Here is a 13,297-nt window from a genome sequence, read left to right as displayed (position 1 = left end):
GAGTCCATGGGCTACGCCTATTTCCCCAAGGAAGGCTTCATTTCACTGCTGACGTTGACCGGTGGCAGTCCCGAGCTCGAAGTCGGGATGGTCGGGCGCGAGGGCATGCTTGGCACGCAGATAGTGCTGGGGATGAGCAAGACGCCCTTGCGTGCGGTCGTGCAGGGCGCAGGGACGGCATGGCGCGTGGACGCCAAGGCCCTCCAAAAGGAACTCGAACACAGTCCGGCTTTGCGGCGCGTGTTGAACCGCTACCTCTACGTGCTGATGGCCCAGCTGACAACGTCGGCCGCATGTCTTCGCTTCCACCAGATCGGTCCACGTCTGGCCCGGTGGCTGCTGATGACCCAGGACCGCGCCCATTCCGACAGCTTTCGCGTAACGCATGAATTTCTCGCCTACATGCTTGGCGTGCGACGCGTGGGCGTCACCGTGGCTGCGAATGCTCTGCAGCACAGCGGGCTGATTGCTTATCACCGCGGCGATCTCAAGGTGCTTGATCGCAGCGGCCTGGAAGCGGCAGCATGTGGCTGCTACGCGGCTGATCGGAAGGCATATACCGACGCGCTGGATTGACGGCAGCGGATACTTGCGCTCCCGCTTCGTGCAGCTCGATCCCAAGTAGGCTTCGGCGTGGAGACAGATGGGCGATCGACTGACCAATCTCCTTGGCCTCTAACAGGAACTGCGAGTGACCACGTCAGCCATTTGAGCGTACCCCTTTGGGCACCAGTGTTGCAAATGCATAGAGTTGCTGCGCCTGGGTATCGATGTTCATTCGACAGGCCTCGACGACCAGCGCTTCGACACCGCAGTCTTTCGCCATCTCAGGCAGGGCCGCTACTTTCGGCGCGAAGCGGTGCAGGGCTTCGGCGATCGCGCCTCGCTCGTTGTCATTCACTCCCAGGTTTTCAACAATTTCTGTCCAGTCGCGCTGCACCTTGCCGTCGTTGGCTCGCCAGTGGCAACTGCGCGGGATGATCTCAGGATCGAGGAACATCGGAGCAAAGTCGAAGATGGCTCCACAAGGGGGCGCAGTGAGCTGTCGGATCTTTGCGTGCGGTGGCGCCGCATGCCATTCATTTGCATTACAATTTCTCCTCACCCGCTGTTTGGAGCCGTTGATGACCACTGCCAATGCCTTGGTGCAAACCCGCATCGCCGCAAATGTTCGGGACCGCGCGGTCGAAGTCCTCGACGGATTGGGTCTGACGGTTTCGGACGTCGTTCGGATCGTGCTGACGCGCGTTGCGAATGAAGGTGCGCTTCCTGTCGGCCTGGTCGCCGACACGGATGCTCATGACGCTTGGTTTCGGGCCAAGGTGCAGGAAGCTTTACACGATCCGCGTACTCCCATTCCGCACGATGAAGTGGAAGCCCGTTTCGCAAATCGTCGCGCCGCGGCGCTGCGCAGGAGTGCCAAGGGTGGCGCGTGAGAATTGAATGGTCGCCTGTGGCCCTCGACGACCGGGATCGCATTTTCGACTACTACGACATTGAGCAGGACAGCCCGCGCGCGGCAATCGCAATAGACGAACGCATCGCGCGGCAGATCGAAGTGCTGATCGATCACCCGGAGTTCGGGCGCCCAGGTCGCGTCGACGACACACGAGAACTGGTCATCAGTAAAACGCCCTACGTCGTCGCCTATCGCATCATCGGGGACGCAATCCGAATCCTGCGTGTGTTGCACGGCAAGCAGCTTTGGCCAGACGACATTCAAGAGTAGGTCTGCTTCGCTGCTCGTAGCTGCGCAGCCACCGTCCTCCTGATCGAGTCGACATTGGGATTCGTCTCAGCAGGCGATAGGCCGGCAAGAGAGGCTCGTCGTGCATCAGATGCACGACTGCTCCAGCAGGTGTTGAGGGAAGCCGTTAAAAAGCCTGGGACGTTTGCTGCCACGGCCACGATATTCGCCGCCGTGCCATCCTTCGCACGCAGTGAGCGACCATTTGAAATCAGCTCGCTCGCCAGATGGCGCAGCAGACCGGCGTTTTGTCACGACTTGGCTCGATTCCGCCTCGAAAAAAAGGGTTCGTCCGGACGACGACGTCGCCGGGGCCGATTTTCCAGATACCGCTCCCAGAGGTACAGGCCCGGCATGGCCACCAAGTGGGCAACGGCCGCGAAAAGCCCGGTCGCGAACAACAGGATGGCGACCACCGGGAACGCGGCAACCTCAAGTGCCTTAAGAATAGGTTTCATGATTTTTCTCACCGCAAAGCGTCGGCCGCGGTGCGCTAGTGGTGCACACGACCTTGTCGCATTTGCCCATGCCATTGATCGGACCCTGTCGCGTGCTCGGCAGGGCACCTCGCCAGGGAATCTCGCTTACGTTCGAACTGAAGCGATCCGGCTGGCGGCGATATTGGCTACCGGCCGCCTCCAACAGCGAGTCAGCGCATGCGGGCCAGGAGGCTCAACATGCCTTACTGCCTCGGGGCCTCCAAGGAGCGTTCGAGCCCTCTGTCCTCGAATTGATATCTGCGACTCGGAGATGATTGGCATCCGAGCGAGTTTCAACTTATCCTGGGTGTGCCTCTGTCCCGCAACCGGCTCAGCTCGGAACGCCCTAGCGGCGTGATTCTCAAGACCACTGCTGCCCGTTTGTCCCTGCCCTCGCTGCTGGCGGGTGGCAAGACCGCCTCGACAAACTCCGCGGCGGCAAGAACCACCGTGCAGTGAATATCCATCTCGGACCTGACTGCAAGGGGGAAAGAGGCATCTTCGATGCGCCGAAGGAAATCCATTGGCATGCGCGCACTCCTTTTCATCGCCGCGCACAGGCTGAAGCGGCTTCGGCTGGGGTCAAAATCTCCTCCTCTTCGGTTGTGCCCATCGGCCAACCTTCTGCTGCTTTTCCGAGGCATCGTTTGCGAGCGCGCGTCGAGAGCGTGCTGCTTTCTCTGGCACACGCCCTCGACACGCCGCTCAGGCGACTTGGACGTCGATGCGCCGCGGCTTGGCGTGATCGGCCTTGGGAATCCTCAGCTTCAGCACGCCTTGCGCCAGCTCCGCCGATACCTTCTCCGTGTCGAGTTCCTTGCTCAGCGTGAACACGCGGCGGAACCGCCCGAGCCCCACCTCAGTATGGCTGGTCTTCAGGCCTTCGGGCACCGTCAGATTCGACTCGGCCTCGATGGTCAGTGTCTGCGCCTCGACATGAAGGTTCAGCTTCTCGCGCGAGACGCCGGGCAAGTCCGCGTACAGGGTGATGCCACCCGAGTCCTCCACCACGTCGACAGGCGGCGTCAGCGCTGCGGTGCCGTAACGCGATGCGGGCTGCTTGGATTCGGAGCCGTCAGGCGCGCGGGTCTCGCTGGAGCCTTGGGTCTGGATGTCGTTGTTCATGGCATTCATCTCCTTCATCTCACTGGATCGAAATACGACGCGGCTGGGCCGACGCGCGGCGTCGCGCGGTGATGCGCAGCACGCCGTCGCGCAGCTTGGCGTCGACTGCTTCAGGATCGGCATCGTCGGGCAGCGTGAGCATGCGCCGGAACGCGCCGTCGAAGCGCTCGTTGATGTGCACGGCAGCCTTCGCGTCCGCCTCTGGCAGCATGCGCTTGCGTTCGCCCGCGATGGTCAGCAGGCCGCGCTCGAGATGGACCTCCAGGGTGGCTGGATCGACGCCCGGCGCGAAGGCATAGATCTCCACCGCCTGCGGCGTCGCGCCGACGTTCAGCGCGGGAAAGCCATTGCTGCCAACGCCGCGGATGGTGGGCGCCAGATCGAACGCCTGCTGCATGTCCCGCTGCAGGCGATCCATCTCGGCAAGCATGTCGCGCGGAAAGAAAGACCGGTACATGTTGAAACCTCCAGGTGAAAAGAAAGAAGGAAAGAAGCGGGTAAGGCTCGGCGGGGCCTAGTGCACCCGGGGTCGCGCATCGTCCGCTCGCGTCGGCGCAGCTGCACCGACGCGGCGCCACGCCTTGATCCGCGGCCACAGGTGCCGCCAACGCGGGGGTGGCGATCGGGGATAGTCGAATCTCGCGAGTTCCTCGCGCCCCTTCTGGGTCACGGCCAGCACCTGGGCGGCAGCGGCGGGGCCCGAGAGGCACAGCGGATTCGAGGGCGCGGGGACCAGCGCGATGACGAGCCCGGCGGCCTGCAGGACCCTGACCGCGTCGATGTCCTCGGTGCGATGGAAGGTGACGGGAAGGCGTGAGCCGGCGATCTGCTTGAGCAAGTTCATGGTCATTTCAATACCTCCTTTTTCGGTCGACCAATTTCCGACGGAGGAAAAGATAGGCCGGCCGCCGCGGATTTCAAGAGGGAGATTTCGACGGCCGGGTTCGACCCGCCACCCGCAGGCGGGAGCGGAAACGTGCCCGCTGAGCCGGGTCGAGGTTCCCGATTGCGTACCCCTAGTTCCTGCGCCCTCCTCTGTCGCTGCGAAGCGATCTGCAGGCCAGCGAGATGCGACGCCTCCGTTGTCTTGCCGGCCTGCGCCTCGCTTTATCCAGCGAGCGGCGCCCCAAAGCGGGTCGTCTTCGGATGACAGTGGGGTCACCATTTGCCATTCCTCAACGTGGGAGATCCACATGTCAACTCCCCCACAGCCGCGCACGGACACCCCCGCGGTTGAAGCCGCGCTCAACAAGAGCAGCCAAGCCAAGGACCATCAGGAAAGCCGCTGATGAGCTTGCTGTAGTTCATGCTGTCCTCGACAAGAACGTGCCAACGGAAACGGTGCCCGCCGACGTGCGTCAGGCGGTGCGCCGGACCGACGTACTCGAAAAGAAGCTCAGCAAGTCGGCCGAACTCCTCGATGAAGTCACGGAAACACTCGAGGCCGAAGTGAAGGCTCAAAAGGCTCAGTAAGTCCCGCCCGCATCGTTCAAGCGAATGGACTACAACTTCAGGAGTGCCAGATTCGTATAACGAGCGATTACTTAGTCGGCAGGGTATTCGCCCTGCGTTGAGAAATATTGACCGGACGCTATGGGCGTGTGAACGATGTCTCTCACTACGATTCTTATCGAGGACAGCAAGACCATTCGGGACAACCTGATTCCTGCGCTCGAGTTTTTCTTGGAGGCCGAAGTAGTCGCAGTTGGAGAGACGGTTGACCAAGCGTTGGAGATGCTTTCGGCCAACGAGTGGCGGCTCGCGGTTGTGGATCTTTTTCTCAAGGAAGGGTCTGGCCTGACGGTTCTCCGTGCGGTCGGGAACCGCTCCTCTGAACAACACGTGGTCGTCCTGACGAACTACCCGACACCCGACATGCGGGCGAGGTGCCTCGCACTCGGCGCTGACGTGGTCTTCGACAAGTCGACCGAACTGGAGCTCTTCTTTGAACATTGCCAGCGCTATCGCTGAATGCGCGCCGAGACCTGCTAGATCCGGCTGTGGCGTTTTGCCCCTCTCCACTTGTTGCAAGCGCCGCAATGAACTAACCAGGGTCAGAGGACGGTGGAATTCAACACACTACCCGACTAGGCCTGAAGCAGAGGTGCATCGCCGTGTGACCAACAGCCCGGCACACGCGCTGCAATGGAAGGTTTGGCCAAATGTCTCACCCAATCACGGATCGTGACATAGATCGTGACAAGGGCGCAGGGCAAAGAAAAAGGGTTAGCGGGCATTTACCGGCTAACCCTCGAAGTTGTTGGTAGGACGTACTGGATTCGAACCAGTGACCAACGGATTAAAAGTCCGCTGCTCTACCAACTGAGCTAACGTCCCAGAACCATTTTTTGCTTCTTGCCGACGTTGAATCCGGCAAAGCCAAAGATTATAGCGTGGCGTTGCTCGCGATTTTGTCGAGAACCCAACCTGCCGCACATTGTCCGAAAGTGGCCGTGACGCTCACCACCGAACCATAGCCATGGCAATTGAGCGAACCGTCGCCTTCAATCGCGCAGGACGCATCGGGCGGCGCGACGCTTTCGCGGCTGAAGACGCAGGTCACGCCGATCTTGCGGCCCTCGCGCGGTGCGCCATGATCCTTGCGCAGGCGCTGGCGAAGCTGTGCGAGCAGCGGGTCGTGCGTGACGAGCGAAAGATCGTCGATGTCGACCTTGTGCGCCTGCCGCTTGCCGCCTGCCGCGCCCACCGTGATGAACGCCGCGCGCGAGGCGCGTGCCCATACGGCCATGGTCAGCTTGGCTTTCACCTGGTCGCAGGCGTCGATGACGGCGGTGGCCGGGCCGTTCGCGGCCTGTGCTGCGTCGAGCAGTGCAGTCCAGTTGCCTGGCTCCACGAACTCGTCGAGCGCGAGCACCTTGCAGTCCGGATTGATCTGCGCAATGCGGTCGCGCATGGCCTCGACCTTGGCCTGCCCCACGGTCGCTTCGAGTGCATGGATCTGCCGGTTGATGTTCGACTCCGACACATGGTCCAGATCGACCAGCGTCAGCCGTCCCACCCCACTGCGCGCCAGGGCCTCCACCGCCCACGAACCCACGCCGCCGATGCCGGCGACCAGCACATGGGCGTTGCGGATGCGCGCGGCACCGGCCACGCCGTAGAGCCGCTCAAGGCCGCCGAAGCGGCGCGCAAAATCAGGCGCCGCGGTGTCGGTGACGACATCCGCGGCGACTGGTGTCAACGCTGCAGGAAGGGTGGCGCTCAAGCGGAGGGCTCCGCCGGCACTAGCGCAGGCGCGAGAGACGCTCGCGGCCCGCCTGTGCAGCCTCGGACTGCGGATAGGCCTTGGCGAGGTCTTCCAGCGTACGGCGTGCCGCGCGCGTGTCCTTCAGCTCGATCTGGCAGTTCGCAATCGACAGCACGGCCTCGGGGGCCTTGGCGTGATCGGGCGCGAGCGAGAGCATCGAGCGGAAGTTCGCGATGGCCTCGTTGTAGTTGCGCGTGGCGTATTGCGCATTGCCGAGCCAGAACAGCGCCGAGGCGTTGTAGCCGCTTTGCGGGTAGCGCTTGACGAATTCGGCGAAGGCGGTCTGCGACTGCGCGAACTGGCCGGCACGGAAGATGCCGAGTGCAGCTTCGAAGTCGGCCTTTTCCTTGGGGTCGGCGTTGAACTCGCGGCCGTCGACGGCCACCTTGGACGGCTCGTTCTGCTTGAGCTTGTCGTCGATGGTGGTCTGGCGCGACTGCATTTCGCTCAGCGTGCGCGTGAGCTGCTCGTTCTGACCGGTCATGCGCGCCAGGTCGCCGCGCATCTGCTCGATCTGGTTCTGCAGATCGAGCAGGCTGCGACGCAACTGGCCGTTTTCGTCGGTCAGCCGCTGGTCGGTTTGCTGGCGCATCGCCTCGACGCGCTGGCGCAGGTCGAGGATGGCCTTGCGAGCCTCGTCATCCTCGAACAACGCGGCCTGCGATCCCATCGAGACGCAAAGCAGGGCGGCAGCCAGCGCCGCGCCCCGCAGCAAGGCGCGTGGCATCACCGGGTGTAGCGGATTTCAGCGCGGCGGTTCTGTGCCCACGCCTCTTCACCGCCACCTTGGACGGCCGGCTTTTCCTTGCCGAAGCTCACGGCTTCGATCTGGCTGTCGTTCACGCCCAGGAGGGTCAGTGCACGACGAACGGCTTCGGCGCGTTTCTGGCCGAGGGCCAGGTTGTACTCACGGCCACCGCGCTCATCGGTATGACCTTCGATCGAGATGCGACGCTGCGGAGCGCTCTTCAGGAAGCGGGCGTGGCCGTCGATGATCGACTGGAACTCGGGCTTGACCGTGTAGCTGTCGTAGTCGAAGTACACGATGCGTGCCACGCCGACCGGGCCTTGTGCCGTGGCCGCGCTCTGGTCGGCATTGACCGGCGTCACCGTGCTGGCGCCGCCGCCCGGCTGGGCCGTGGTACCGCGGCCGTCGGTGACGGGCGTTTCGTTGAGCTTCGTGCCCGACGAACAGCCAGCGATGAGGGCCACGATGGCCAGCGAATAAATTGTGCGTTTCAACATTACGAACTCCTCAAATAAACCTAATCATTGCTTTTGAAACGGACCCCAGTCCGGTTCCCTGATGTCTCCCGCCTGTCCCGCCAGTCGTGCCTTTATTTTTCCGTCGAGCGTGGTCGTCATGAGGGCTTCGCGGCCTTGCAGGTGCGTGGCGTAGACGATCAGCTTGCTATTGGGGGCAAAACTCGGGCTCTCGTCGGCGTTGGTGTCCGTGATGGACGCCACATTGCCAGTCGCCAATTCCATTACTTGGAGTTTGAAGGCACCGCCGATGCGCGAGATGTAGGCCAACCACCGGCCATCGCCGCTGACGGACGGAGAAATGTTGTAGGTACCGCTGAAGGTGACGCGGGTCGGGTTGCCGCCGCTGGCACTCATCTTGTAGATCTGGGGAGCACCGCCGCGATCGCTCACGAAATAGATCGTGCTGCCGTCGGCCGAGTACACCGGCTCGGTGTCGATGCTCGCGCTCTGGGTGAGGCGGCGCGGTTCACCGCCGCCGGCCGGGATTGTGTAGAGCTGCGAGCCGCCGTCGCGGCTGAGCGTGACGGCCAGCGAATTGCCGTCCGGTGCCCACGCGGGCGCGCTGTTGGAGCCCTTGAAGTTCGCCAGCAGGCGGCGCTGTCCGCTGGCCACGTTGTGCACGTAGACCACGGGCTTGCGCGATTCGAAGGAGACGTAGGCCAGCTGCTGGCCATTGGACGACCAGCAGGGAGAGATGATCGGCTCGGGGCTGGCGAGCGCAGCCTGTGCGTTCTCGCCGTCGGCATCGGCCACCCACAGCGAGTAGCGGCTGCCGCCCTTGGTGACGTAGGCGATGCGGGTCGAGAAGATGCCCTTCTCGCCGGTCAGCTTTTCATAGACGAAGTCGGCGATGCGGTGCGAAGCAAGGCGCAGGTCGCCCTGCGGCACGGTGTAGCTCTGGCCACCGAGGTCCTGGCCCTTGACCACGTCCCACAGGCGGAACTTCACGTCGAAGCGACCGTCGGCAAGCCGGGTGACACTGCCGACCACCAGCGAGTCGGCGGTGCGCTGGCGCCACAGCGATAGATCGGGGCGGGAGGCCTCGTCCAAGGCCTGGCCCGAGGCGTCGACGCCGCGGAATTGGCCGCTGCGCTCCAGGTCGGCCTGGACGATGTCCGAGATCTTCTGGGGCGATGAATCCTGGCCCTTGAATGGCACCAGCGCGATTGGCAATTGCGTCAACCCCACACCCGACACTTCGACCCGGAACTGGGCCAGTGCAGGAAGCATGGGGGTGGCAGCAAGGGCCGCAATGAGCGTGCGGCGTGCAAATAGCGATGAAGAAGGAGTTGGGATAGGAGCTGACAACGGCTTGTTCATGCGGTTCGGAGAGGTTTTCGGACAAAAAGTTTCTGCCCGACGCAAGGGGCCACATGTTACACACTGGCCCGGCGTCCCCGTCACAAAACGTTTATCCGGCGACGCGGTCCTACACGACTCCTGCGAAAGCCAGCCTCGGGGCGACCCGTAGAATCCGCCGCCATGCAAGCATCCCCTGGCAGCGAGACCGCGCGCCCTCCCCTGATGCGCCGTCTGGCGCGCCTGATGACCTGGTTCGGCAGCTCGCGCAAATGGTGGGCCGTGGGCCTCTGCGGGGCCATGCTGGCGGCGATCACCGAGCCGCTGATGGCGGCCCTCCTGAAGCCGCTGCTCGACCGCGGCTTCACCCGCGGCGAGATGCCGCTGTGGTTCGTGCCCGCTGCCGTATTGCTGCTGTTCGCCGTGCGCGGCATTGCGCAATTCATTTCTCAATATGCCCTGTCGCGCATCGCCAATGAAGGCATGCAGAAGCTGCGACGGGTACTGTTCGAGCGCCTGCTGGGCGCCGAGCTTGCCTTGTTCACGCGCCAGTCGGCGAGCGCCCTGTCGAATACGGTGGTGTACGAGGTGCAGACCGGCGCGATGCTGCTGGTGCAGGCGCTGCTCGGGCTTTCGCGCGACGGCTTCACGCTCATCGCGCTGCTGGGCTATCTGGTCTACCTGAACTGGAAGCTGACGCTGATCGTCACCTTCCTGGTGCCCAGCATCTCCTGGATCATGAAGGTGTTCTCCAAGCGCCTCTACAAGCTCACCCAGCAGGGCCAGCAGGCGACCGACGAGCTGGCCTACGTGGTCGAGGAAAACGTGCTCGCCCACCGTGTCGTGCGGCTGCACGGCGCCGAGCAGGCCCAGGAGCGCCGCTTCGAGCAACTGAGCCAGCGCCTCAATCGCCTGGCCGTGAAGTCCACCATCGCCCAGGCCGCCACCACGCCGCTCACGCAGATGATGGCCTCGCTCGCGCTGTCGATCGTGGTGATGATCGCCCTCTGGCAAAGCGGCAAACAGGGCTTCACCGTGGGCGGATTCGTCGCCTACATCACCGCCATGCTGATGCTGATTGCGCCGATCCGGCGCTTGGCCGAAGTGGCAGGACCGATCACGCGCGGGCTCGCCGCACTCGAACGCGGCCTGATCCTGGTCGACGAGGTCGCGCCCGAATCGCAGGGCAGCTTCGAGATGGCGCACGCCGATGGCCACATCGAGCTGCGCAACGTGCAGGTCAGCTACCGCGGCGACGACGAACAGCGTGCGCTCGACGGCGTGAGCCTGACCATCCAGCCCGGCCAGGTGGTGGCCTTCGTCGGGCCTTCGGGATCGGGCAAGACCACGCTGGTCAACCTGCTGCCGCGCTTCGTGCAGCCCAGCGGCGGGCAGGTGCTGCTCGACGGCCACGACACCAGCGAATGGAAGCTGAAGAGCCTGCGCGCGCAGTTCGCGATGGTGAGCCAGGACGTGGTCATGCTCAACGACACGCTGGCAGCCAACGTGGCGCTGGGCTCGGAGATCGACCGCGCGCGCGTCGACGAATGCCTGGTCGCCGCCAACCTGAGCGCCCACGTCGAGAACCTGCCGCAAGGCATGGACACGGTGCTGGGCCACAACGCCACGCAGCTCTCGGGCGGACAGCGCCAGCGCCTCGCCATCGCGCGCGCTCTCTACAAGAACGCGCCCGTGCTGCTGCTCGACGAAGCCACTTCGGCGCTGGACACCGAATCGGAACGGCTGGTGCAGGACGCCTTGCACCGCCTGATGCAGAACCGCACCACGCTGATCGTGGCGCATCGGCTCTCGACCATCCAGCATGCCGACCGCATCATCGTGATGGAGCAAGGCCGCATTGCGGAGCAAGGCAGCCACGCGCAGCTGATGGCACTGGACGGGCTCTATGCCCGCCTGCAGACGCTGGCAGTGCGCAGCGCGACGCCGGGGCAAGACCCGACGCTCTGAGCCGCGCTCAGAGCAGCACGATGTCGTACTGCCCCTGCCCGATGGCGGGCTCGGACTGCAGCGAAATCGGCTTGCCGATGAAGTCGCTCAACCCCGCGAGATGCTGGCTTTCCTCGTCGAGGAACAGCTCGATCACCTGCGGCGACGACACGATGCGGAACTCGCGCGGCGTGAATTGCCGCGCCTCACGCAGGATCTCGCGCATCACGTCATAAGCCACGCTGCGCGCAGTCTTCACGATGCCCTGTCCGCCGCAGGCCGCGCACGGTTCGCACAGCATGTGGGCCAGCGATTCGCGCGTGCGCTTGCGCGTCATCTCCACGAGCCCGAGTTGCGAGAAGCCGCCCGCGGTGGTCTTGACCCGGTCCCGCGCCAACTGCTTGCGGAATTCCGCCAGCACCTGCTCGCGGTGGTCGTCGCGCCCCATGTCGATGAAGTCGACGATGATGATCCCGCCCAGGTTGCGCAGCCGCAGCTGCCGCGCAATCGCCTGCGCCGCCTCGAGGTTCGTCTTGAAGATCGTGTCGTCGAAATTGCGCGCGCCGACGAAGCCGCCGGTGTTCACGTCCACGGTGGTCAGCGCCTCGGTCTGGTCGACCACGAGGTAGCCCCCCGACTTGAGCTCGACGCGCCGGCCCAGTGCCTTGGCAATCTCCTCGTCCACCGAATACAGGTCGAAGATCGGCCGCTCGCCCTTGTAGTGCTGCAGCTTGCCCGCCGCCTGCGGCATGAATTCGAGGCCGAACTTCAGCAGCACCTCGAACTGCTCGCGCGAGTCGATGCGGATGGTCTGCGTGTCTTCACTGGTCATGTCGCGCAGCACGCGCTGCAGCAGGCTCAGGTCCTGGTGCAGCAGCGACATCGCGGGCAGCTTGCTCGACGCGTCGCGGATGCGCGACCAGGTCTTGCGCAGGTAGCCGATGTCTTCGGCCAGCTCGGCGTCGGACGAATCCTCGCCGTTGGTGCGCAGGATGAAGCCGCCGGTATTGGCCGGCACCACGCCGCCGCTGTCGGCCGCAGCAGCCGCCTCGATCAGCGTCAGCATGCGCGTGCGCAGCGACTCGCGCTGCTCCGAAGGAATCTTCTGCGAGACACCGATGTGGTTGTCCTGCGGCAGGAACACCAGCAGCCGTCCGGCGATGCTGATCTGCGTCGACAACCGTGCACCCTTGGTGCCGATCGGGTCCTTGATCACTTGGACCAGCAGCGACTGGCCTTCGAACACCTGCTTTTCGATCGGCACCATCGGACCGCCGTTGCGATGGTCGCGCTCGGGTGTCGGCGCGCTGGGCCGCGAGCCCGGCGTGAACGGCGCGACGATGTCGGCCACGTGCAGGAAGGCCGTGCGCTCCAGGCCGATGTCGATGAAAGCCGATTGCATGCCCGGCAGCACGCGCGAGACCTTGCCCAGGTAGATGTTGCCGACCAGCCCGCGCTCCAGCGTGCGTTCGACGTGCAGTTCTTGCACCGCGCCGTGCTCGACCAGCGCCACACGGGTCTCTTGAGGGGACCAGTTGATCAGGATGTCTTGCATGGATTTCTCAGGTATTGAAACCGGCGCTGCGAAGCAATTGCGCGGTCTCGAACATCGGGAGTCCCATGATGCCCGAATAGGACCCGCTGATGTGCTCGATGAAGGCGGCCGCCGCGCCCTGGATCGCATAGGCGCCAGCCTTGCCGAGCGGCTCGCCGCTGGCGGCATAGCCAGCGATTTGCTTCTTCGTGATCGTGGCGAAGCGCACGCGCGACACGCTGAGCGCCGCATGGCGGCGGCGGCCGTGCTGCAGCGCCACGGCGGTCAGCACGCGGTGGGTGCTGCCGGACAGGAGCGCGAGCATGCGCTCGGCATCGCGCGCGTCGTCGGGCTTGCCGAGGATGGTGCGGCCGAGCGCGACCGTGGTGTCGGCGCAGAGCACGGGTGCATCGGGCAGGCCGAGGCGCTTGCGGCGTGCGACAGCCGCATCGAGCTTGAGGGCGGTCACGCGCTGCACATACGCCGTCGGCGATTCGTTGGCCAACACGACTTCGAGCGACTCGGCGTCTTCGTCGGGCGTGGCCAGCAGGAGCTCATGGCGAACGCCAAGTTGGCCGAGCAATTGGGCGCGGCGCGGGCTTTGCGACGCGAGGTAGATGAAGTCGGGCAAG

The 13,297-nt window shown here is 64.2% G+C and carries 17 protein-coding genes and 1 tRNA gene; 6 read left to right on the top strand and 12 right to left on the bottom strand.

The features are described 5' to 3' along the window. Positions 1 to 6: 6 nt before the first annotated feature. On the top strand, positions 7 to 576 hold the full coding sequence (locus ACSFA7_RS21760; RefSeq protein ID WP_435501285.1) for a Crp/Fnr family transcriptional regulator: 570 nt from the start codon (positions 7 to 9) through the stop codon (positions 574 to 576). Between the two features lie 124 nt (positions 577 to 700). Here ACSFA7_RS21760 and ACSFA7_RS21755 read toward each other — a convergent pair whose 3' ends face one another. After that, the gene (locus ACSFA7_RS21755) at positions 701 to 1,000 is read right to left on the bottom strand and encodes a hypothetical protein (protein ID WP_435501284.1); all 300 of its coding nucleotides are present in this window, start codon (positions 998 to 1,000) and stop codon (positions 701 to 703) included. 124 nt (positions 1,001 to 1,124) lie between these two features. Here ACSFA7_RS21755 and relB point away from each other — a divergent pair, with 124 nt between their 5' ends. Together relB and ACSFA7_RS21745 are read left to right on the top strand one after the other, a co-directional pair. Next, complete coding sequence (gene relB, locus ACSFA7_RS21750; RefSeq protein WP_435501283.1) at positions 1,125 to 1,436, top strand: type II toxin-antitoxin system RelB family antitoxin; 312 nt, start codon at positions 1,125 to 1,127, stop codon at positions 1,434 to 1,436. Beyond that, on the top strand, positions 1,433 to 1,729 hold the full coding sequence (locus tag ACSFA7_RS21745) for a type II toxin-antitoxin system RelE/ParE family toxin (protein WP_435501282.1): 297 nt from the start codon (positions 1,433 to 1,435) through the stop codon (positions 1,727 to 1,729). The genes relB and ACSFA7_RS21745 overlap by 4 nt, the downstream gene beginning before the upstream one ends. Before the next feature lie 269 nt (positions 1,730 to 1,998). Here the strand turns inward: ACSFA7_RS21745 and ACSFA7_RS21740 are convergent, their stop codons facing one another. The 4 genes from ACSFA7_RS21740 to ACSFA7_RS21725 form a co-directional block, all read right to left on the bottom strand. After that, on the bottom strand, positions 1,999 to 2,205 hold the full coding sequence (locus tag ACSFA7_RS21740; RefSeq protein ID WP_435501281.1) for a hypothetical protein: 207 nt from the start codon (positions 2,203 to 2,205) through the stop codon (positions 1,999 to 2,001). Between the two features lie 726 nt (positions 2,206 to 2,931). Next, entirely contained in the window at positions 2,932 to 3,351 is a 420-nt protein-coding gene (locus tag ACSFA7_RS21735; RefSeq protein ID WP_435501280.1) for an Hsp20/alpha crystallin family protein, read from the bottom strand. 19 nt (positions 3,352 to 3,370) lie between these two features. Then, on the bottom strand, positions 3,371 to 3,808 hold the full coding sequence (locus ACSFA7_RS21730; RefSeq protein WP_435501279.1) for an Hsp20/alpha crystallin family protein: 438 nt from the start codon (positions 3,806 to 3,808) through the stop codon (positions 3,371 to 3,373). Between the two features lie 57 nt (positions 3,809 to 3,865). Next, complete coding sequence (locus tag ACSFA7_RS21725; protein ID WP_435501278.1) at positions 3,866 to 4,201, bottom strand: hypothetical protein; 336 nt, start codon at positions 4,199 to 4,201, stop codon at positions 3,866 to 3,868. Between the two features lie 491 nt (positions 4,202 to 4,692). On the opposite strand from ACSFA7_RS21725, the gene ACSFA7_RS21720 reads away from it, so the two are divergent. Then, complete coding sequence (locus tag ACSFA7_RS21720; RefSeq protein WP_435501277.1) at positions 4,693 to 4,824, top strand: hypothetical protein; 132 nt, start codon at positions 4,693 to 4,695, stop codon at positions 4,822 to 4,824. A 135-nt stretch (positions 4,825 to 4,959) separates the two neighbouring features. Next, on the top strand, positions 4,960 to 5,322 hold the full coding sequence (locus ACSFA7_RS21715; protein WP_435501276.1) for a response regulator: 363 nt from the start codon (positions 4,960 to 4,962) through the stop codon (positions 5,320 to 5,322). A 290-nt stretch (positions 5,323 to 5,612) separates the two neighbouring features. On the opposite strand, the gene ACSFA7_RS21710 is transcribed toward ACSFA7_RS21715, so the two are convergent. From ACSFA7_RS21710 to tolB, 5 genes are all read right to left on the bottom strand, one after another. Next, positions 5,613 to 5,688 (bottom strand) — tRNA-Lys (locus ACSFA7_RS21710). A gap of 49 nt (positions 5,689 to 5,737) precedes the next feature. Then, positions 5,738 to 6,577 (bottom strand): tRNA threonylcarbamoyladenosine dehydratase, encoded by an 840-nt coding sequence (locus tag ACSFA7_RS21705; RefSeq protein WP_435501275.1) that lies wholly within the window; start codon positions 6,575 to 6,577, stop codon positions 5,738 to 5,740. A 19-nt stretch (positions 6,578 to 6,596) separates the two neighbouring features. After that, positions 6,597 to 7,346 (bottom strand): tol-pal system protein YbgF, encoded by a 750-nt coding sequence (gene ybgF, locus ACSFA7_RS21700; protein ID WP_435501274.1) that lies wholly within the window; start codon positions 7,344 to 7,346, stop codon positions 6,597 to 6,599. Then, positions 7,346 to 7,864, bottom strand: a complete 519-nt coding sequence (pal, locus tag ACSFA7_RS21695; RefSeq protein WP_206173554.1) for a peptidoglycan-associated lipoprotein Pal — start codon at positions 7,862 to 7,864, stop codon at positions 7,346 to 7,348. The genes ybgF and pal overlap by 1 nt, the downstream gene beginning before the upstream one ends. A gap of 24 nt (positions 7,865 to 7,888) precedes the next feature. Then, positions 7,889 to 9,115: a Tol-Pal system beta propeller repeat protein TolB gene (gene tolB, locus ACSFA7_RS21690; RefSeq protein ID WP_307505962.1), complete on the bottom strand. Its 1,227-nt coding sequence runs from the start codon at positions 9,113 to 9,115 to the stop codon at positions 7,889 to 7,891. Positions 9,116 to 9,367: 252 nt separating this feature from the next. Here tolB and msbA point away from each other — a divergent pair, with 252 nt between their 5' ends. Next, positions 9,368 to 11,152 (top strand): lipid A export permease/ATP-binding protein MsbA, encoded by a 1,785-nt coding sequence (msbA, locus tag ACSFA7_RS21685; protein ID WP_435501273.1) that lies wholly within the window; start codon positions 9,368 to 9,370, stop codon positions 11,150 to 11,152. Between the two features lie 7 nt (positions 11,153 to 11,159). Here msbA and rng read toward each other — a convergent pair whose 3' ends face one another. After that, on the bottom strand, positions 11,160 to 12,686 hold the full coding sequence (gene rng, locus ACSFA7_RS21680) for a ribonuclease G (RefSeq protein ID WP_206173557.1): 1,527 nt from the start codon (positions 12,684 to 12,686) through the stop codon (positions 11,160 to 11,162). A gap of 7 nt (positions 12,687 to 12,693) precedes the next feature. After that, the gene (locus ACSFA7_RS21675; protein WP_435501272.1) at positions 12,694 to 13,296 is read right to left on the bottom strand and encodes a Maf family protein; all 603 of its coding nucleotides are present in this window, start codon (positions 13,294 to 13,296) and stop codon (positions 12,694 to 12,696) included. Position 13,297 lies beyond the last annotated feature (1 nt).

It is taken from the genome of Variovorax trehalosi (genome assembly GCF_051216415.1).
GTDB lineage: Bacteria > Pseudomonadota > Gammaproteobacteria > Burkholderiales > Burkholderiaceae_C > Variovorax.
This window is presented reverse-complemented; position numbering and strand designations above follow the sequence as displayed.